The sequence below is a fragment of the Flavobacterium sp. PL12 genome, assembly GCF_039123485.1.
In the GTDB taxonomy this organism is placed as follows: Bacteria; Bacteroidota; Bacteroidia; order Flavobacteriales; family Flavobacteriaceae; genus Flavobacterium; species Flavobacterium weaverense.
In genome coordinates this window covers 13,695-33,896 of sequence record NZ_JBANDI010000026.1, presented here as the reverse complement: position 1 = coordinate 33,896, position 20,202 = coordinate 13,695, and the positions used below count along the sequence as shown (strand labels likewise).

Below are 20,202 nucleotides of genomic sequence, written 5' to 3'. Positions count from 1 at the left end.
CGGTATCTTTGTTTTCTAAACTAGATAGACATTCGACAATTGTAATACCAATGAAAGACCTTCACGAGATTCTCAAAAAAGAAAACTATAAAAAAGTAAAATTTAAAATCACCAAAACGCAGCATCTTTTGATAAAAGCAAAGATAAATGGTGTTGAGGGAAATTTTATTTTGGATACCGGTGCTTCTAGTAGTTGTATAGGATTTGAAAGTGTTGACTTCTTTTTACTAGAAGCTAAAACATCAAAAACGAAAGCTTCTGGAGCCGGTGCAACAGGAATGTTTACTCAAATTGCAACTCAGAATCTATTACAACTGGGAAACTGGAAAGACCACAATTTTGATTTGGTAATCTTTGATCTATCGCACGTAAACGAAGCATTGACACAACATAAAGCAAAGCCAGTTCACGGAATTATTGGTGCTGATATTTTAATGAAAGGAAAGGCTATTGTGGACTACTATAATCACTATTTATATTTGATGAAATAAAAAAAATCCCATTGAACAGGTACTGTCAAATGGGATTTTTACATTATAAAAAACAATTATTACAATTCGAATGCTTTTTTAGGGTTGTTATCCAATAATAACTCCATTGGGTTTTCTAAAGCTTCTTTTACAGCAACCAAGAAACCAACAGACTCACGACCATCAATAATTCTGTGGTCATAAGATAGAGCCACATACATCATTGGGTGAATTTCCACTTTACCGTTTACAGCAATAGGACGTTCGATAATGTTATGCATTCCAAGGATTCCAGATTGTGGAGGATTGATAATAGGAGTAGACAACATAGAACCAAACACACCACCATTAGTGATTGTAAAAGTTCCACCAGTCATATCATCAACAGTGATTTGTCCATCACGTGCTTTTATTGCTAATCGTTTGATATCAGCTTCTACACCACGGAAAGTCAAATTCTCTGCATTGCGAACTACAGGAACCATCAAACCTTTTGGTCCTGACACTGCAATTGAAATATCGCAAAAATCAAAAGCAATCTTATGATCACCATCCATCATTGAGTTTACATCTGGATATAATTGTAAAGCTCTTGTAACGGCTTTAGTGAAGAAAGACATATATCCTAAACCTACTCCGTTATGCTTTGCTTTAAACGCATCTTTATATTCATTACGAATCATGTTGATAGGCGTCATGTTTACTTCGTTAAAAGTAGTCAACATCGCTGTTTCATTCTTAGCAGCAACTAATCTTTCTGCTACTTTACGACGTAACATTGATAATTTAGTTCTTTCAGATCCACGTGATCCACCAGTAGGAGTTCCCATAGAAGGTACTGCATTTACAGCATCATCTTTAGTTATTCTTCCTGCTTTTCCAGTTCCTGTTACTGAACTAGCTTCTATATTTTTCTCGTCTAATATTTTTCTCGCAGCTGGAGATGGTGTTCCTGACGCATAAGTTGTCGCTGGTGCTGGAGCCGCTTTTGGCGCTTCCGCTTTAACTTCAGCTTTTGGTGCTTCCACTGTTTTTGTAGCTTCAACAGCAGGTGCTCCCGCAGCTGGTTTTGCTCCATCAGTATCAATATGGCAAACTACTGCTCCTACTGCTACAGCATCGCCTTCTTCTGCTTTTAACGTAATGATTCCACTTGCTTCTGCAGGTAATTCTAGTGTTGCTTTATCAGAATCAACCTCAGCAATCGCCTGGTCTTTCTCAACATAGTCTCCGTCTTTTACTAACCAAGTTGCAATTTCAACTTCTTTGATTGATTCCCCTGGTGATGGGACTTTCATTTCTAAAATCATGTTCTATTATTTTAAATTATGAATTTTAATTTTATATAACTGTTGTAAAACAACGTGTATTTCTCTTTTTTCTTTTTTAGCCCTAATAATAGCTCTTAAAAAATAATATATTGAGATTGCTTCGTTCCTCGCAATTACTATCTAAATAAATCTCTATCAAATACCATTTGAATGGCATCTGCATGACGGCGTTTTGCTCGTGTGTAACTTCCTGATGCAGGAGCTGCATACGCTTTTAATGAAGCTAATCTCCATTTCACTAAATCAAAGTTCATTAACATAAAGCTGTAAGCTCCCATGTTTTTAGGTTCTTCTTGTGCCCAAACGTAATCATCAGCATTTGGATATTTAGCGATTATCTCTTTTAATTGCTCTACTGGAAGTGGAAACAATTGTTCGATTCTTACTACAGCAACATCATTACGGCCATTAATTTCTCTTTCAGCAGTGATGTCATAATAAAATTTACCGGTACAAAAAACTAATGTTTTCACATCTTTTTTATTCACAGTTTCGTCATCAATAGTCTCTTGGAAAGCACCATTTGTAAAATCTTCTATTGGAGATACACACCTAGGATCACGCAATAAACTTTTTGGTGTAAACACAATTAGTGGTTTACGAAACGTTGTTTTCATTTGTCTTCTTAACAAGTGAAAGAAGTTCGCTGGCGTTGTACAATCTGCAACATACATATTGTGTCTTGCACAAAGCTGTAAATATCTTTCCATTCTGGCAGACGAGTGTTCTGCTCCTTGACCTTCATAACCATGAGGTAATAATAAAACTATTCCGTTTTGATTATTCCATTTATCTTCTCCACAAGAGATATATTGGTCAATCATAATTTGAGCTCCATTAGAGAAATCTCCAAATTGTGCTTCCCAAATAGTCAATGCATTAGGATTTGTCAATGCATAACCGTAGTCAAAACCAAGTACTCCGTACTCTGATAATAACGAGTTAAACACATTAAATTTCCCTTTTTTACCTTCTAAATTATTGATTAAAACAACTTCTTCTTCTGAATCTTCTACCTTAACAACAGCGTGACGGTGCGAGAAAGTACCACGTTCTACATCTTGTCCTGAAATACGAACATCGTAACCTTCTTGCAATAACGATCCGTAAGCAAGGTGTTCTGCCATTCCCCAATCTAACTTATTACTTTCGAAAAACATTGTTTTTCTGTCATTGATAAGTTTTTGGATTTTATTAATAAACTTTTTATCTGCTGGTAAATTACAAACTGCGTTAGCTACTGCTGTAAGACCTTCTTTACTATAAGAAGTATCTACTTTTTTAAGCATCTCATCATTAGAAACTCTGTTAAAACCTTGCCATTCATTTTGCATAAATGGAGTAATAACAGTCAAATCTTTTTTACGAGATTCTTCAAGATTTACTTCTAAGTTAGACTTGTATTCTTTCTCTAATCCATTTACATAAGTCAAATCTATGACTCCTTCTGATAATAGTTTTTCAGCGTAAATATCTCTAGGGTTTGAATGCTTTGCAATCAATTTATATAATACAGGTTGTGTGAAACGAGGTTCATCTCCTTCATTATGTCCGTACTTTCTATATCCTAATAAATCAATAAATACATCACGTCCAAATTGCATTCTGAAATCTAACGCAAATGACATTGCGTGAACAACAGCTTCTGCATCATCAGCGTTAACGTGTAATACCGGTGACAATGTTACTTTAGCAACATCTGTACAATATTTAGAAGAACGTGCGTCAAGATAATTAGTTGTAAAACCAACTTGGTTATTAATTACGATATGTATCGTTCCTCCTGTTTTGTAACCATCTAATTGTGCCATTTGCACAATTTCATACAAAATTCCTTGACCAGCGATTGCAGCATCTCCGTGAACGGCGATAGGCAACACTTTAGAGAAATCGTTAGGGAAGTATTTATCTTGTTTAGCTCTTGTAATTCCTTCAATTACTGCACCTACAGTTTCTAAGTGCGAAGGATTAGGAGCTAAATTTATATTTATATTTTTGCCAGACTGAGTTACTTTATCAGCTGTAAGCCCTAAGTGATACTTTACATCACCATCAAAATATTCCTGATCGTAATCTTTACCATCAAATTCTCCAAAGATATCTTGAGTGGATTTTCCGAAAATATTTGCTAAAACGTTCAAACGACCACGGTGTGCCATTCCCATAACAAATTTCTCTACTCCTTTTTCAGCTGCTTTTTCAATTAAAGCATCTAAAGCTGGAATAATAGATTCTCCACCTTCAAGAGAAAAACGCTTTTGACCCACATATTTAGTGTGCAAAAAGTTCTCAAAAGAAACGGCTTGGTTTAATTTATTTAAAATTGATTTCTTCTCATCAGCAGAAAAATTAGGTTGGTTGTCATTAACTCCTATTTTTTTCTGAATCCATTGTACAATTTCTGGGTTACGAATGTACATATACTCCACCCCAATATGCTGACAATAAATACTATCTAAGTGTCTAATAATTTCTTGAAGACTACAAGCTGGGATATTAATGGCTTTTGCCGCATCAAAAACAGTATTTAAATCTGCTGCTGAAAGTCCGAAGTTTGAAAGTTCAAGTGTTGGCGATGCAGTTCTTCTCTCTCTTACTGGATTTGTTTTAGTAAACAAATGTCCGCGAGAACGATATCCATCAATTAATTTTAATACATTAAATTCCTTTTGAAGTTGATTTGAAACCAAACTACAATCGGTGTTAGTTGAAGCAAAATTTGCAATTTGCTCTACTTTATTTTCCTCATTGTACGTTTCCATTCCAAAATCGAAACCTTGAAAAAAGCTTCTCCAACTTGGCTCAACGCTATCTGGATTTTCTAAATATTGGTCGTATAATTGAGCAAAAAACTCTGTGTGTGCTGCGTTTAAAAATGAAAACCTATCCATAATATTTATTGAATATATTCTTTTTGTTAAATAGTTTAGCAAAAGTACAACAATACAATAAATTTCTAATTTATTTTAGGATACATTTACATTGAATATCGTTAAAAATTAAAAACTCATGAAAAAGAATTACTTTTTGAATGATTGTAAATCATTTTTAGTCATATTAACCGTGTTTCTTTCAAATTTTATGTTTGCACAAAGAAATAGTTTGCCACCACCAGTGGAAAATCAATTTTGGAAAAACGTACAATTTGGAGGTGGATTGGGTCTTGGTTTTGGATCTGGTTATACAGACATTTCAATAGCTCCTAGTGCTATTTACAACTTTAATGAATATGCTGCTTTGGGATTAGGTGCTCAGTACAAATATCTAAAGCAAAAAGATTTTTACGCGTCAAACCTATATGGTGGCAGTATCATAGGATTGCTTAATCCTATTCGTGCCATACAAATTTCAGCAGAATTAGAGCAATTGCGAGTTAATGTAAATCTCGAAGGTTCTAATAGCAATTCACAAGATTACTGGAACACCGCTTTATTTATTGGAGCAGGATATCGATCTGGGAGCGCGACTATTGGAGCTCGCTATAATGTCTTAGACGATAAAAATAGCATTTACGGTAGTGCTTTTATGCCTTTTGTTAGGGTATATTTCTAAGTCGGTTATATCTTAAAGTGCAACTCGTGTAAGGGATTTTTGAGTTCTATCGGTATTTATTTCTAAACCATACTTTTTGCCATTCTCTCTTTAAAACCAAGAATGAAACTTGTTCTGCTAGAATAACAAGATCGGAACCATCAAGTTTTTTTATTTCATCTTCAGACACATCGACGATGTATAATAAATTGAGATATTCAGCAAATTTATACTGAATAAGTCGGTATATTTTTTCATGAAGTTGAATTTTTAATTCGTTAGGTGTAATACTTAATGGAAAATCAACTGCTTCGTTAGCAAGATTGAAATCCTTATTTAGCTGTTCCACCAAATTAAGATATAAGGTTTCTTTTTCCGCTTCTGACAGCAATGAATCCGTACTAATTGGAGCTATATACATGATTGATTAAATTTAAAAACGAATTCAATTTTACGCAGTTTGAGAAATTTTTCAATTGCAAGTACTAATGAAAAATTGTAACGGAGAATAATTTCTTCTTATTTGAAATAAGATATAAATATTTAAACCATTCTACCCATTAAGTTCTCACCAAAATCTTTCAAAATTTCTTTTTTATCAGCGCTAATATTCATCTTTTCTAAGGTTTGAAAAGCTTTATAAGTAAAATCGTGAATAGCATCTTGTGTCGCTTTAGAAGCACCTGAAGTGTTAAAAAGTTCTTTTACAACCTCTATTTTCTCTGTACTATCTTCAGGATGAATTAAAAATAATCTACTCAATTCAGCTGCATCTTTTTCATTAGAAAAAGCCATTGCCTTTAAATATAAATACGTTTTTTTATTTTCGATGATATCACCTCCAACTTGTTTACCAAAAGTTTCTGGATCACCAAAAGCATCTAAATAATCATCTTGCAACTGGAAAGCTAAACCTAAATTCAATCCGAAATCATAAATTAAATTGGCGTTTTCTGTTGAAGCATCAGCGATAATTGCACCCATTTTCATAGCTGCGGCAACTAATACAGCAGTTTTGTACTGTATCATTTTAAGGTATTCTGGAATGGTAACATCAGTACGACTTTCAAAATCTACATCCCACTGTTGCCCTTCACAAACCTCAAGAGCAGTTTTACTGAACAACTTTGCTAAATCTCTAAAAATAGAAGGTTCATATTGTTCAAAATATTGATATGCTAATATCAACATAGCATCTCCAGATAAAATACCAGTGTTTAAATCCCATTTTTCATGTACTGTTTCTTTACCTCTTCGCAATGGTGCATCATCCATTATATCATCATGCACTAATGAAAAATTATGGAATACTTCAACTGCTAGCGCTGCTGGCAATGCTTTTTTATAATCGGCATCAAAAATCTCAGCAGTCATCAAAGTAAGTACTGGACGAATTCTTTTTCCGCCAAGATCTAAAATATAATGAATGGGCTCATATAAATTCCTAGGTTCTTTTGATTCGTACTGTGATTGTAAATAATCTGAAAGAAATTCTTGATACTGAAATATGCTGTGCATTTTGTTTTATTTAAAGTTTAAAGTTTAAAAAGGTTGAAACTGAATGACTTTTTTCACTTTATCTACTGCAAAGAAACTCAAAAAACTTCAAACTTTAAACTTTAAAATTTGAGAAATGTTAAAATTAAAAAAATACGTTGGAAACTTCTTTGGTATTCAAAGTTTCCTAATTACATTTGCAGAAAATTTTAACAATTGGGGTAATAGCTTTTTATTTCGAATAGCATTCAACCCATTATATTCTTAACGTAACAATCATATTATGAAAACGAAGTGGACAATTGATTCAAGCCAATCAGACGTTCTGATCAAAATGAGAAATTCAATAATAGCCTATTTAGCCGGAACAATTAATAAATTTGATGGTCACATTGATATTGACAACAATGAAATAGCAGACGCTTCGCTTCAGTTTTCATTAGACGTGAATAATAAAGACACCAAATTAGAGCAAATAGACAGCCATTTAAAAATGAATGATTTGTTTGACGTTAATGAATACCCAATTATCAGTTTTAAGTCTACTTCATTCGAAAAGATAAATAAGAATATCAATTTTCTAAAAGGAAATCTAACGATAAAAAATATCACTAGACCAATTGAGCTTGATGCAGAGTTCATGGGAATAAATGCGTACGATGGCGATGCTAAAGCAGCTTTTGAAATTACAGGTAAGATAAACAGGAAAGATTTTGGTCTTACTTATAATTCTTTTAATCAAAATGGAGGATTAGCATTAGGACAAGATATTAAGCTGATTGCCAATTTAGAATTTACTGCTTAAAAAATCAACATTAATCAAATGTTAAATAATTACAAAATAAAAGGAAACTATTTTAGTGTTTAAAGTTTCCTTCTTACATTTGCACCCAATTTAACAACCATTTGCCATAAATTTTAACTCAATTTAAAAATACTGATATTATTTCAGGACAAAAAAAATGAAAGAAAAAATTATATCTAAAGCAAGCGAAATGTTTTTAAAACTCGGTTTTAAGAGCGTTACCATGGATGATATTGCTGGTGAAATGTGTATTTCTAAAAAAACAATTTATAAATATTTTTGTAACAAAGAATTACTTATTGAAGAAAGCACCACAACAGTTCACAAGGAAATCCATGAAATTATCAATACTATAATTTCAAAAAATTATAATGCAATTGAAGAGAACTTTGAAATTAGAAAAATGTTTAAAGAGATGTTCCAATCATCAGATGACTCTCCTATTTATCAATTAAAAAAACATTATCCTGAAATTTACGAAATTGTTATTGCAAGAGAAATTAATGAGTGCAATACGACGTTTGAGCAAAACATCATAAAAGGAATTCAACAAGGATATTACCGCGAAAACATAAATATCAAAAATTACATTCAGTTTTATTACAATCTTGTTTTCACGATAAAGGAAAACATAAGTTCCGAAAAAGAAGGACAGCAAATAGAACTTGAAGTTTTAGAATACCACACTAGAGCAATGGCTACGCCAGCTGGAGTTATCGAATTAGAAAAACAATTACTAAACTATACTAAATAATGAAGAGAATAATTTTAATCGCAATTCTGACATTAGGCCTATCGGTCCAATCTCAAAATTTGAGCAACACTGGATCAGGTCCAGCAAAAACGTTGACATTAAAGGACGCAATCAACTATGCCTTAGAAAACAAAGCTGATGCTAAAAAATCTAAATTACAAGTTGAAAATAGTGAATACCAAATTCAAGAAGTTCGCTCTAGAGCTTTGCCTCAAATTTCTGCTAATGGAAGTTTGACTTACAATCCAGTATTGCAAACTACAGTAATTGATGGATCAGCTTTTGGTCAGCCAGGAACAACTATTCAAGCTTCTTTTGGACAAAAATGGAGTTCTACTGCTGGTGTGTCTTTAACACAAGCTATATTCGATCAGTCTGTTTTTACAGGTTTGAAAGCCGCAAGATCAACTAGAGAATTTTATCTTATAAATAATCAGTTAACTGAGGAGCAAGTAATCGAGCGAGTAGCAAATAATTATTACCAAGTTTATGTTCAAAGACAAAAACTAACTGTTATTGATAGCACGTTTAAAAACACTACTAAAGTTAAGGACATCATCAAAGGACAATTTGACAATGGTCTAGCTAAGAAAATTGATTTAGACAGAATATTGGTTAAAATTTCAAATATCAATACGATGCGTCAGCAAGTATTGAATGCAGTACAAATACAAGAAAATGCATTGAAATTTTACATGGGAATGCCAATCGAAATACAAATCGACATTCCACAAACTGCATTTGAAGTAAGTCCGCAATCTCTATCTGAGATTCCAGATACTACTAATAGAACTGAATATTTGTTGATGAAAAAACAAGAAGAGCTTTTGACCTATCAGAAAAAAGCAATTGAAGCAGGTTACTATCCTACTCTATCATTAAGTGCTGGATATAATTATATAGGACAAGGTCCGAAAATGCCAATTGGTGCAAAACCATCAGATGGGGTTTATTGGTCTGATTTCTCTTCTATTGGTTTAAACTTGAGAGTTCCCATTTTTACTGGTTTCAGCACTCGTGCTAAAGTGAGACAAGCAGATGTGGATTTAAGATCTCTTAAAGTTGGTATTGATGACACAAAATTAGCGCTTGATTTGGCTTTCGCCAATGCTAAAACGCAAATTGACAACAGTTTGATTACTATAAACAATCAAAAAGATAATGCACAATTAGCTAAGGAAGTTTTAGACAATACAAGAAACAACTATATACAAGGATTAGCTTCATTAACGGATTTATTGGATGCAGAGAATTCATTAACAGAAGCACAAAACAATTACACCTCTGCAATACTAGAGTACAAACTAGCAGAAATTCAATTAATCAAATCTAAAGGAGAATTAAAATCATTATTAAATAACTAAGAACATGAAAAAAATTATAATAACCGTAGTAATTATTGCAGTAACTCTTGGAGCTATAGCTTTAGTTTTAACAAATAACAAAAAAGAAAACGAAGCGAAAATAGCTGTTGTTGCAGAGAAAAATGCTGCTGTATCGGTTAGAATTGATACCGTGAAGACACAAGAAATTTCTCTGGATTTCTCTTCTAATGGAAATTTTGAGCCAGTACAAGAATTAAGATTCTCTGCTGAAAAATCCGGTAAAATAACAAAGGTTTTAGTTAAAGAAGGTGATTACGTTTCAGTAGGGCAAACGCTAGCAATTGTAAGAAGCGATGCTATCAATGTAAGTGCACAAAATGCAAATGCTGTATATCAAAACGCTGCTTCAGATTATAGCCGATTTGAAAATGCTTTTAAAACAGGTGGTGTTACTAAACAGCAATTAGACCAAGCTAAACTAGCAATGGTAAACGCTAAATCTAATTTAACTCAAGCTAATATCAACGTAGGAGATACAAGAATTAAAGCTCCAATAAGTGGTTACATCAATGCTAAGTATATTGAAGTAGGATCTATTGTAACAGGAATGCCTGCGACTCAATTATTTGACATTGTAAATGTTTCTAGATTAAAACTAAAAGTAAATGTTAGCGAAAGCCAAGTTGCAAGTTTGAAAGTAGGAAGCGCAACTAATGTAAAAGCGAGTGTTTACCCCGATAAAACTTTTTCAGGTAAAATCACCTTTATTGCTTCAAAAGCAGATGAGAGTTTGAATTTTCCAGTAGAAATTGAAATCGCAAACAATTCTTCAGCAGACTTAAAAGCAGGAATGTATGGAACTGCAGAATTTGCATCAAACAGACAAAAACAATCATTGAAAATTGTACCAAGAAATGCATTTGTAGGTAGTGTAAGTAGCAACCAAGTTTTTGTGATCGAAAATGGAACTGCTAAACTAAAAACTGTAACTGCTGGTAGAATCCTGGGTGACCAAGTTGAGATTTTAGATGGATTAAATGATGGTGAAACTGTAATTATTACAGGTCAAATTAACCTTCAAGACGGAACGAAAGTGGAAATTATAAAATAATTCATAAAGTCAAAAGTCTTAAAGAAACCGCTTAGATCCTAAAGCTCTAAGCTTAAAGCAAAATATAAATATGAAATTAGCAGAAATATCCATAAAACGTCCGTCGTTAATAATTGTATTATTTACAATATTAACACTTGGTGGGTTGTACAGTTACAGCAATTTGGGTTACGAATTGATTCCGAAATTTGAAACTAACGTGATTTCGATTGCAACTATTTATCCGGGTGCTTCACCAAATGAGGTAGAGAGCTCGGTGACTAAAAAGATTGAAGATGCAATTGCTTCATTGGAAAACATTAAAAAAATAGATTCTAAATCATACGAGAGTTTATCTACAGTTGCCATTACATTGACTTCTTCAGCTGATGTAAACGTTTCGATGAATGATGCGCAACGTAAAATTAACGCTATTATTAGTGATTTACCAGATGATGTGGAGACTCCTTCTTTGAGTAAATTCTCGTTGAGTGATTTACCAATTATGACTTTAGGTGCCTATGGAAAAATGGATGAAGCTGCCTTCTACGATTTGATCGATAAAAAGTTAGTTCCAGTTATTTCTCGTGTGCAAGGAGTTGCTCAAGTAAACATCATTGGAGGTCAAGAAAGAGAAATTCAAGTAAATCTTGATGCAGCAAAAATGCAAGCTTATGGACTTTCTGTTTTACAAGTACAGCAAAATGTTTTATCCTCTAACTTAGATTTCCCAACAGGAAATATTCAAACGAGAGAGCAAAAAATATTAATTCGTTTAGCTGGAAAATATAAAAGTGTTGACGAGTTAAGAAACCTTATTGTTTCGTCTAAAAACGGAATTCAAATCCGTCTTAAAGACATTGCTGATGTTCAAGATACACAGAAGATCACTGAAAAAATAGCGCGTGTAAACCAAAAAAGCGCAATCGTTTTACAAATCATCAAACAATCGGATGCGAATGCGGTTGCGGTAAGTGAAGAGGTTATTAAAACTATTGATAAACTAGAAAACGAATACAAAGCGAATAGTTTAAAGCTTGAAGTAGCTAAGGACAGTACTGTTTTTACGTTAATGGCTGCTGATGCGGTTGTACACGATTTACTTATTGCAGTTCTTTTAGTAGCTCTCGTAATGTTATTTTTCTTACACAGTATTAGAAACTCGTTGATTGTAATGATTACGATTCCAGCTTCGTTAGTTGCGACTTTTATTGGAATTTATTTGATGGGTTATACTTTGAACTTAATGAGTTTATTAGGACTATCGCTCGTTGTAGGTATTCTGGTGGATGATGCTATCGTGGTACTAGAAAATATTTATAGGCACATGGAAATGGGCAAGAACAAAGTGCGCGCTGCTTATGATGGAACAGCAGAGATTGGTGGAACCGTAGTTTCGATTACTTTAGTAATTGTCGTAGTGTTTTTACCTATTGCATTGAGCACAGGATTAGTTTCAAACATTATCACGCAGTTTTGTGTTACTGTAATTATATCAACATTATTATCTTTATTAGCATCTTTTACGATCATTCCATGGTTGTCTTCTCGATACGGTAAATTAGAACATATTCAGGGTAAAAATCTTTTTGGACGTGTTATTCTTGGATTCGAAAGTTATTTAACTCGTTTTACAAACTGGATTTCTGGATTGTTAACGTGGTGCCTAGACCATTATATTAAAACTATTTTAGTGGTATTAGTATTGTTTTTTGGTTCGACTATCGGTTTATTAGGAGGTGGTTTTATTGGTGGGGAATTCTTTGCTGCATCAGATAGTGGTGAGTTCTTAGTTCAAATTGAAATGCCAAAAGATGCTTCATTAGAACAAACCAACTTCATGACTCAAAAAGCAGAAGCTTTTTTAAGCAAGGAAGAATATGTAGCAAGCCAAATTGCAACTGTAGGTCAAACTAGTGGTGGACTTGGAGCTGCTCAAGCAACAGCTTACAAATCTGAAATCAACGTGAAGATGGTTGAATTAGACAAACGCAGTGAACCTGCAAATGTTTATGCAGCCAAAACGAAACGTAAATTAGAAAAATTATTAGTAGGTGCTAAAGTTAAAACGGTTCCAGTTGGTATTTTAGGAACTGCTGAAGATGCGACTTTAAATTTAATTGTAACAGGAACAGATGTAGCTAGCGCAATGAAATTTGCGAAACTAGCAGAAAAAGAATTGTATACAATTCCGGGAGCAACAGAGATCGAATTATCAGTTGAAGATGGAAACCCAGAAGTAAACGTAAAAGTAGACAGAGATAAAATGGCTGCACTTGGATTAAGTCTACAAAGTGTGGGTATGACAATGCAAACTGCGTTCAGCGGAAATACTGATGGACGTTATAGAGCTGGAGAATATGAATATGAAATTAACATTAAGTACAATGCTTTTGATAGAAAAAGTATTACTGATGTAAGTAATTTAATTTTCATTAATGAGTTAGGTCAACAAATCAAACTAAATCAATTTGCTTCGGTAACTGAAGGTTCAGGTCCAAGTAATTTAGAGCGAAGAGATAAATCGGCATCTGTTACCGTAAAAGGTCAGAATGTAGGTGTTGCATCGGGAACAATTGTTGCGCAATGGCAAGAGAAAATTGATAAACTTGAAAAACCAGCTGGAGTAAATTACATTTGGGGTGGTGATCAAGAAAATCAATCAGAAGGTTTTGGAACACTTGGAATTGCTTTATTAGCAGCTATTATTTTAGTTTACTTAGTAATGGTATCCTTGTATGACAGTTTTGTGCATCCATTCGTAGTATTGTTTGCTATACCGCTTTCGTTTATTGGAGCGATGTTAGCTTTGGCTTTGACCAATAACACACTGAATATCTTTACCATTCTTGGTATCATCATGCTAATTGGTCTGGTTTGTAAAAATGCGATTATGCTTGTGGATTATACCAATCAACGCCGTAAAGCTGGCGAGACAATTAGAACAGCATTAATCCAAGCGAATCACGCTAGGTTACGTCCTATTTTGATGACTACTATTGCGATGGTTTTTGGAATGGTGCCTATTGCACTAGCATCAGGAGCTGGAGCGGAATGGAAAAATGGATTAGCTTGGGTAATTATTGGTGGATTAATTTCCTCTTTATTCTTAACGCTGATTATTGTTCCGGTTATTTACGAAATCATGGAGAAAATTATTGCTAAGTTCTCTAAAGGTGAAAAAGTAGATTACGATGTCGAAATGATTGCTGATTACGAGCACAGAGAGTTAAGTGAAGATGGGTTTACACCAAAACATTAATTTCTAATTATAATACTAAAAACGACCTATTCATTAATTTGAATAGGTCGTTTTTTTTACAAGACATTTTAGTATCTAAAAAATCAAAGTTACACTAATGAAGCGATTTTATAGGATATAAGGGATGAGTTTAGAAGAATTATTAAAAGGAAATAAAGCGTTGCTTTTACTAATTAAATCTTAAATAAAGAATTTTAAAACTTTTAATAAATTTAATAAATAACTGATTTTCAATATTGTAAATGGTCGTGTTACATTCTTACGATGTAAACATAGAACCTATAAACTTTTTTATGGCACGCTACTTGGATATGGCTAATCAAATAAGTTGAAAAGCGTAAGCCGAAAAGCTAAAGAGTAGGCAAACATTCAAAATACATTTATCATGAAAAAAATTACTTTATTAGTAGCTAGTATTTTCCTTTTTGGAGGTAGTGTAGCTAACGCAACAGAGAGAATCGATTTCTCTGTAATTAAAAAATCTCTAGTAGATTTTAGAAATTCGGAGCCAATTGTGTTCACAGAGAGAGGAGTTGAATTTTTCATCTTTCCTGACGGACAACTAGACTTTAACACGCGACCTTCAAATGGCCGTGATCATTATTACAAATCAAATAGTAGAGGTGATGTTAATAGAACTTATGGAGCACCTCACAACTCTAAAAACAAAAATTATGGCGTAAAGGTTTTACACGATAATTCAGGTAGAGTTAGACAAGTAGGTAATGTTTTTATTAACTATGATTCTAATGATAGAGTTAAACGTGTAGGTTCTGTTTACATGGCTTACAGCCGTTACGCTTTAGAACAAGTGGGTGGTTTACAAATCATGTACAACCGTAAAGGTCAAATCGTGAATACTATTGGAAGTGTAAATGGTGGTAAAGCGTACGCTTACAATCAAAACAACTACGGTAATAACGATTACGCTTATGAAAGAAACAATAATGATGACAACTACTATTATAGAACGGCTAGTCCAAAACTGGTAGGAAATGCAGACATTACAATTATCAAAAGATAGTATGACTGGTAAGCATAGTTAAATAATAGTTTTGAATTAGTTATTAGAATTATTAAAAAAATTCCCGCTGGTATAACAACCAACGGGAATTTTTATATTTATATCAGCGTATAAAGAAATTAATCGCAGCCATCAATACCGCAACTATCGCCTTGCGTGGTATTAATTAATTTAACTTTTGAATCAAATTTTCCTTCCTGCCATACTTTTTCAAGTGTTTCTAAAAACGCAGTGGCTGGCTGTGCACCTGAAACAGCATATTTATTATCGAACACGAAGAACGGAACGCCTTGTACACCTATTTCTTGGGCAGTGCTAATATCTTTCTTTACATCATCTGAAAAAGCATCTGTACTTAATACTTCATCAATACTTTTAGGATTTAAGCCCACTGAAATTCCTAATTCCTTTAAAGTACCTTTATCGTTGATGTCTTTACCTTCAGTTAAATAGGCTTTAAATAAAAGTTCCTCTAATTCATCAGATAGTGAATGCTTTTTAGCTAAATGTAACAATCGATGCGCATCAAACGAATTTGCAAGAACAGCTTTTTCAAAATGGAAGTCTAATCCTGCAGTTTTAGCATTTTGAGTCATATTGTCAAGCATGCCTTGAGCCCAGTCAATCCCTTTTCCGTACTTATCAGCAAGATGAGTAACCATATTATCCTCCTTAGAAGCTACGAAACTTGGATCTAACTGATAACTTTTCCATTCAATTTCCACCGCATTTTTATGTTCGAAAAGGCTAAGAGCTTCTTCAATTCTTCTTTTTCCTATATAGCAAAACGGACACATAATATCCGACCAAATTTGAACTTTTAATTTATTTTCCATCTTTATGTCTTTTATAAAAAATTAGGATTATTTCTCGAACACAAAATTAACTAATTCCATTTTGAGAGTCTTTGACTTTAGGTTTATATTAGGATAGTTCGAAGCCAAACACTTGAAAAATTAGGCTTATCTTGAGTCTCTTGCTAATCTATAAATGAAATCAAAAATAGGATTAATTAAATATTACCCACAATTTTGTCCATAGTCCAAGCTGTATGAGATGCTGTTTTTCCATTTGAAGGATGAATTTCATTTCCGATAAGTTGCTCTCGTATATTTTCAACATGAAATAATTGTATGTTTTCTGGATTATCAATGAACAAATCAGTTACACCATCTTCATTGGACAGCACAACAGACTCCTCATTAAAAACCGAAAAACTAATTTTACCTTTACTCCCAAAGATCTCGACCGTATCTTCACGCATGCTGCAACCAAAATTCCAACTACCTGAACCCGTCACGCCACATTCGTGCAACCAGCAAGCACTTATAGCGTCTTTAGAGGTGTATAATCCTTGTTGGTTTAAACTTATTCCTTTAGCCTCTTTTACATCGCCTAAGAGATGAATAAACAAGTCTAATCCATGACTTGCTAAATCATCAAAATAACCCGCAGTAGCGATAGACTTATCTGTGCGCCAATTGTATTCTCCGGATAAATCTTGAGAGTTTGCCGGTTTACTTAAATGCCATCTTATATGACGTAACTCCCCTATAGCATTACTATCAAGCCATGTTTTAATTTGTTTAAAGCGAGGTAATGATCGGCGATAGTAAGAAACAAACAAAGGGATTTCTTTACTCTTAAAAGCCTCGTAAATATCCAAGCAATCTTGTTGACTTGGTGCTAATGGTTTTTCTATACAGCATATTTTTCCAGCTGCTGCGACTTTAAGTCCATAGAATTTATGAGTATCTGGCGGTGTAGCGATATAAACCGCATCGACTTCTTCATCATTAATCAAATCATCAGCGTTACTGTAATATTTGCTAATCCCATGTCGTTGAGCATAATCTTTTGCTTTACTTTCATCTCTTCTCATTACTGCAACAACTTCGAAACCTTTTGTTTTTTGATAGGCTGGACCACTTTTAACTTCTGTGACTTTACCGCACCCTAAAATACCCCAGCGTATTATTTTCGTCTCGTTATCTTCTAGTCTCATGATTAATATATTTTATGTATTACACATTAAAGTAAAAATAGAGTTATTTATTAATTGTTTATCAATAAAACTAGGCTAAAAAGTTTAAAGCCAGAAGCCGACTATTTTACAGAAAATTATAATCCTATTGTTTATTTCTGGTTATACTAAAAAACTACTTCTGAAATTTTTTCGAATTAAGAGATTCCTCCTAATCAATATAAATGAAGACTATTTAGAAAAGCAAAAAACCATCAAGATTAAACTTGATGGTTTTTTTAAAATTTTAAAATTCAAATTATGCCAATAAATCCAACACTGTCGAAGGGAACAATCCTAATGCGATATTCAATACAATTGCAACAACTGCTACCGCATAAATAACGAATGGTGTTGCTTTTCTTTCTTCGTTTGGCTCTTTAGTGTACATTGCCAAAATTAGTTTGAAATAATAGCCAACACTTATAATAGAGTTTACAACTGCTACTATCACAAGAACTAAGTAACCTGATTCAATTGTATCACTAAACAAGACTAATTTAGCAAAAAATCCAGCAAAAATAGGGATACCAGCCATTGAAAGTAACGAACCAGTTAATATCGCAGCTAATAAAGGATTGTTTTTTCCTAAACCGTGAAAGTTTACAATATCTTCATTGTCTCTATTTTTACAAACGTAAATGATTACGCTAAACGCAGCAATTCCTGATAATGCATACGCAGAAGCATAGTACAACAAACTTCCAGCTGAAGTTGATAAACTCAATAAAGTCATCAGCATAAAACCAGCGTGAGATACACCTGAAAAAGCAAGCATTCTTTTTACATTTACTTGGCGCAATGCCATAATATTTCCAACAGTCATTGAAGCCATAGATATAACTACTACAACAATTTTAAACGATTCTGAAATATCAGCATTCATTACAGATAATAATTTGTACAAGGAAGCCATAGCAACCACTTTTACTAATGTACTCATCAATGCAGTAGTCATTGTAGGAGATCCTTCGTATACATCTGGTGCCCAAAAGTGAAAAGGAACAGCAGCAACTTTGAATAACATTCCTATTGTCAATAACACAATTCCTATTGGGAACCAAATAGGTAATTCAGCTGATTGGGACATTGCAGCAATATCGCTAACATTAAAACTTCCCATTGCACCGTAAATCATACAGATACCGAAAAGAATAATTCCTGAAGCAAATGAACCCATTAGGAAATATTTCATTCCTGCTTCATTACTTTTTAAATTTAAACGATCACTTGCCGCAAGCACGTACAATGCAATTGACAATATTTCAATTCCTAAAAAGAACATCGCTAAGTTTCCAAAAGAAACCATTGCTACCGCTCCCGAAAGTAAAAATATTTTTATGGCAATGTAATCTGAGATTTTAGATTGATGCTTTTCATAAAAGTTATGACTTAAAGAAACTAAGAAGATAGTAAGAACGATAAACAACGAGGAAAATGAAGTAGAAAATTTACTTACAACAATCATATCGTTATAATAACTCTCTGTAGAATTAAACTCAGATATAGTTAAACCAAGAACGGCTAACAATCCAACGATTGTTAACGGCACAATGGCTTTAGTCAAATTGAAAATTTCAAGTAAAAGGCATAAAACACCTAATCCTATTATAGCTATTAATGTATTCATTTTTTTATCTGACTAGTTAATTCTATTAATTTGATTTAAGATTTCTTCTAGACTTGGTGTAATCAAATCTATTATTGGTTTTGGATACATCCCAAAAAACAATAAAACGGTGATAATTGCTACCAATGTAATTCCTTCATTCATACTTACATCAGCAAATACTTTAGAATTCGTTTCTCCTAACATTGAGTGTTGGAACATCCTTAACATATAATAAGCGCCCAAGATAATTGTTGTTCCTCCTAATATAGCAAACCATACATTCACTTGTGATAAGCTATATAATACTGTAAATTCTCCAACGAAGTTAAAAGTAGCAGGCAAAGAAATCGAAGCCATAACTAATATTAAAAACATCGATGTAAATTTTGGAGTTTGAGAACGAATTCCTCCCATTTCAGCAATTACTCTAGTTTCATATCTTCTATAAATAATTTCAGCAGTATAAAACAAACCAACTACTACAAATCCGTGCGCAATCATTTGCAAAACTGCACCACGCAATCCATCAGGAGTTAAAGTGTAGGTTCCAGCTGCAATTAAACCTACGTGTGCAAGTGAAGAATATGCTAGTAATTTCTTCAAGTCCTTTTGTCTCAAAGCTACTATAGAACCATAAATTACTCCTGCAATTCCAATAGCTATAAATACATATTTGTATTCTGAAGCTGCTAATGGCGTAATAGGTAATTGCCAACGGATAATGCTATACAATCCCATTTTAAGCATAATACCAGATAAAAGCATGGTTCCAACAGTTGGTGCTTTTTGATACACATTTGCTTGCCAAGTGTGAAATGGAATTAAAGGAATCTTAATGGCATACGCCAAAAAGAACGCTAAGAAAATCCAAAATTGCTCTGTTGCTGATAAAGTAACTTTATATAAATCTTCAATAAGGAAGCTTCCTGCTTTTTGGTACAAATAAACAAATGCGATTAGCATGAATAATGAACCTGCAAGGGTATAAATAAAGAATTTTACCACTGCTTTTCTTCGTTCTTCAACGTCTCCATTACCCCAAACTAATGCGATAAAGTAGATGGGAATTAGAGATAGTTCCCAGAAAATATAGTATAAAAGTCCATCGCTAGCTAAGAATGTTCCCACCATAGCAAACGACATGAAAAGAATTAATGCGTAAAATGATTTTGCATTTTTATAATCATTTCCAAAAGAGGAGAAAGTAATAATTGCTGTTAAAACCGTTGTCAATAAAACCATCGCTAACGAAAGACCATCTGCTTTCAGCGCAAAAGAAACATTAGGTTTTGAAATCCACTGACTGATAAAACTGATGTTTTCACCAAGGTTAAAATGGTTTAATAGTACGATTGAACAACCTGCGGCCGCCAACCCAAAGAACAATGCTACTTTTGAAGCTAGTTTATCGCCCGCTAGAAATGTGACTAACGCACCAACAAAAAGTATAATTAATATTAGAGATACATTCATAGTAT

16 protein-coding genes are annotated in these 20,202 nt (G+C 33.3%); 8 read left to right on the top strand and 8 right to left on the bottom strand.

The window, feature by feature from the left end:
• Positions 1–50: 50 nt before the first annotated feature.
• The gene (locus RCH19_RS12215) at positions 51–491 is read left to right on the top strand and encodes a retropepsin-like aspartic protease (RefSeq protein WP_343023456.1); all 441 of its coding nucleotides are present in this window, start codon (positions 51–53) and stop codon (positions 489–491) included.
• 59 nt (positions 492–550) lie between these two features.
• On the opposite strand, the gene odhB is transcribed toward RCH19_RS12215, so the two are convergent.
• Together odhB and RCH19_RS12205 are read right to left on the bottom strand one after the other, a co-directional pair.
• Positions 551–1,780: a 2-oxoglutarate dehydrogenase complex dihydrolipoyllysine-residue succinyltransferase gene (gene odhB, locus RCH19_RS12210; RefSeq protein ID WP_343023455.1), complete on the bottom strand. Its 1,230-nt coding sequence runs from the start codon at positions 1,778–1,780 to the stop codon at positions 551–553.
• Positions 1,781–1,917: 137 nt separating this feature from the next.
• Positions 1,918–4,692 carry a 2-oxoglutarate dehydrogenase E1 component gene (locus RCH19_RS12205; protein ID WP_343023454.1) on the bottom strand — a complete coding sequence of 925 codons (2,775 nt, stop codon included), beginning with the start codon at positions 4,690–4,692 and terminating at the stop codon, positions 1,918–1,920.
• A 118-nt stretch (positions 4,693–4,810) separates the two neighbouring features.
• On the opposite strand from RCH19_RS12205, the gene RCH19_RS12200 reads away from it, so the two are divergent.
• The gene (locus RCH19_RS12200) at positions 4,811–5,353 is read left to right on the top strand and encodes a hypothetical protein (protein WP_121924563.1); all 543 of its coding nucleotides are present in this window, start codon (positions 4,811–4,813) and stop codon (positions 5,351–5,353) included.
• A gap of 46 nt (positions 5,354–5,399) precedes the next feature.
• Here RCH19_RS12200 and RCH19_RS12195 read toward each other — a convergent pair whose 3' ends face one another.
• Positions 5,400–5,753 (bottom strand): hypothetical protein, encoded by a 354-nt coding sequence (locus tag RCH19_RS12195; RefSeq protein WP_343023453.1) that lies wholly within the window; start codon positions 5,751–5,753, stop codon positions 5,400–5,402.
• A 122-nt stretch (positions 5,754–5,875) separates the two neighbouring features.
• Complete coding sequence (locus RCH19_RS12190; RefSeq protein ID WP_343023452.1) at positions 5,876–6,850, bottom strand: polyprenyl synthetase family protein; 975 nt, start codon at positions 6,848–6,850, stop codon at positions 5,876–5,878.
• 262 nt (positions 6,851–7,112) lie between these two features.
• Here RCH19_RS12190 and RCH19_RS12185 point away from each other — a divergent pair, with 262 nt between their 5' ends.
• The 6 genes from RCH19_RS12185 (at position 7,113) to RCH19_RS12160 (ending at position 15,089) form a co-directional block, all read left to right on the top strand.
• Entirely contained in the window at positions 7,113–7,634 is a 522-nt protein-coding gene (locus tag RCH19_RS12185) for a YceI family protein (protein WP_343023451.1), read from the top strand.
• Between the two features lie 157 nt (positions 7,635–7,791).
• Positions 7,792–8,388 carry a TetR/AcrR family transcriptional regulator gene (locus tag RCH19_RS12180; RefSeq protein ID WP_121924567.1) on the top strand — a complete coding sequence of 199 codons (597 nt, stop codon included), beginning with the start codon at positions 7,792–7,794 and terminating at the stop codon, positions 8,386–8,388.
• Positions 8,388–9,752, top strand: coding sequence for a TolC family protein (locus RCH19_RS12175; RefSeq protein WP_343023450.1), 1,365 nt, complete (start codon positions 8,388–8,390; stop codon positions 9,750–9,752). The genes RCH19_RS12180 and RCH19_RS12175 overlap by 1 nt, the downstream gene beginning before the upstream one ends.
• Before the next feature lie 4 nt (positions 9,753–9,756).
• Positions 9,757–10,824, top strand: coding sequence for an efflux RND transporter periplasmic adaptor subunit (locus tag RCH19_RS12170; RefSeq protein ID WP_343023449.1), 1,068 nt, complete (start codon positions 9,757–9,759; stop codon positions 10,822–10,824).
• A gap of 70 nt (positions 10,825–10,894) precedes the next feature.
• Positions 10,895–14,065 carry an efflux RND transporter permease subunit gene (locus RCH19_RS12165; RefSeq protein WP_343023448.1) on the top strand — a complete coding sequence of 1,057 codons (3,171 nt, stop codon included), beginning with the start codon at positions 10,895–10,897 and terminating at the stop codon, positions 14,063–14,065.
• A 385-nt stretch (positions 14,066–14,450) separates the two neighbouring features.
• Complete coding sequence (locus tag RCH19_RS12160) at positions 14,451–15,089, top strand: hypothetical protein (protein WP_343023447.1); 639 nt, start codon at positions 14,451–14,453, stop codon at positions 15,087–15,089.
• A 119-nt stretch (positions 15,090–15,208) separates the two neighbouring features.
• Here RCH19_RS12160 and RCH19_RS12155 read toward each other — a convergent pair whose 3' ends face one another.
• The 4 genes from RCH19_RS12155 to RCH19_RS12140 all read right to left on the bottom strand — a co-directional run bounded on the left by RCH19_RS12155 (position 15,209) and on the right by RCH19_RS12140 (position 20,197).
• Positions 15,209–15,925, bottom strand: a complete 717-nt coding sequence (locus tag RCH19_RS12155) for a DsbA family oxidoreductase (protein WP_343023446.1) — start codon at positions 15,923–15,925, stop codon at positions 15,209–15,211.
• 176 nt (positions 15,926–16,101) lie between these two features.
• Complete coding sequence (locus RCH19_RS12150) at positions 16,102–17,094, bottom strand: Gfo/Idh/MocA family oxidoreductase (protein ID WP_343023445.1); 993 nt, start codon at positions 17,092–17,094, stop codon at positions 16,102–16,104.
• A gap of 277 nt (positions 17,095–17,371) precedes the next feature.
• Positions 17,372–18,742: an NADH-quinone oxidoreductase subunit N gene (locus tag RCH19_RS12145; RefSeq protein WP_343023444.1), complete on the bottom strand. Its 1,371-nt coding sequence runs from the start codon at positions 18,740–18,742 to the stop codon at positions 17,372–17,374.
• A 12-nt stretch (positions 18,743–18,754) separates the two neighbouring features.
• Positions 18,755–20,197 (bottom strand): NADH-quinone oxidoreductase subunit M, encoded by a 1,443-nt coding sequence (locus tag RCH19_RS12140; RefSeq protein WP_343023443.1) that lies wholly within the window; start codon positions 20,195–20,197, stop codon positions 18,755–18,757.
• Between the last annotated feature and the right edge of the window lie 5 nt (positions 20,198–20,202).

Coding starts and splice junctions, on each gene's coding strand:
- RCH19_RS12145 (WP_343023444.1), bottom strand. CDS start 18,742: ATGAATACATTAATAGCTATAATAGGATTAGGTGTTTTATGCCTTTTA.
- RCH19_RS12185 (WP_343023451.1), top strand. CDS start 7,113: ATGAAAACGAAGTGGACAATTGATTCAAGCCAATCAGACGTTCTGATC.
- RCH19_RS12200 (WP_121924563.1), top strand. CDS start 4,811: ATGAAAAAGAATTACTTTTTGAATGATTGTAAATCATTTTTAGTCATA.
- RCH19_RS12195 (WP_343023453.1), bottom strand. CDS start 5,753: ATGTATATAGCTCCAATTAGTACGGATTCATTGCTGTCAGAAGCGGAA.
- RCH19_RS12175 (WP_343023450.1), top strand. CDS start 8,388: ATGAAGAGAATAATTTTAATCGCAATTCTGACATTAGGCCTATCGGTC.
- RCH19_RS12180 (WP_121924567.1), top strand. CDS start 7,792: ATGAAAGAAAAAATTATATCTAAAGCAAGCGAAATGTTTTTAAAACTC.
- RCH19_RS12155 (WP_343023446.1), bottom strand. CDS start 15,925: ATGGAAAATAAATTAAAAGTTCAAATTTGGTCGGATATTATGTGTCCG.
- RCH19_RS12205 (WP_343023454.1), bottom strand. CDS start 4,692: ATGGATAGGTTTTCATTTTTAAACGCAGCACACACAGAGTTTTTTGCT.
- RCH19_RS12150 (WP_343023445.1), bottom strand. CDS start 17,094: ATGAGACTAGAAGATAACGAGACGAAAATAATACGCTGGGGTATTTTA.
- RCH19_RS12190 (WP_343023452.1), bottom strand. CDS start 6,850: ATGCACAGCATATTTCAGTATCAAGAATTTCTTTCAGATTATTTACAA.
- odhB (WP_343023455.1), bottom strand. CDS start 1,780: ATGATTTTAGAAATGAAAGTCCCATCACCAGGGGAATCAATCAAAGAA.
- RCH19_RS12160 (WP_343023447.1), top strand. CDS start 14,451: ATGAAAAAAATTACTTTATTAGTAGCTAGTATTTTCCTTTTTGGAGGT.
- RCH19_RS12165 (WP_343023448.1), top strand. CDS start 10,895: ATGAAATTAGCAGAAATATCCATAAAACGTCCGTCGTTAATAATTGTA.
- RCH19_RS12170 (WP_343023449.1), top strand. CDS start 9,757: ATGAAAAAAATTATAATAACCGTAGTAATTATTGCAGTAACTCTTGGA.
- RCH19_RS12215 (WP_343023456.1), top strand. CDS start 51: ATGAAAGACCTTCACGAGATTCTCAAAAAAGAAAACTATAAAAAAGTA.
- RCH19_RS12140 (WP_343023443.1), bottom strand. CDS start 20,197: ATGAATGTATCTCTAATATTAATTATACTTTTTGTTGGTGCGTTAGTC.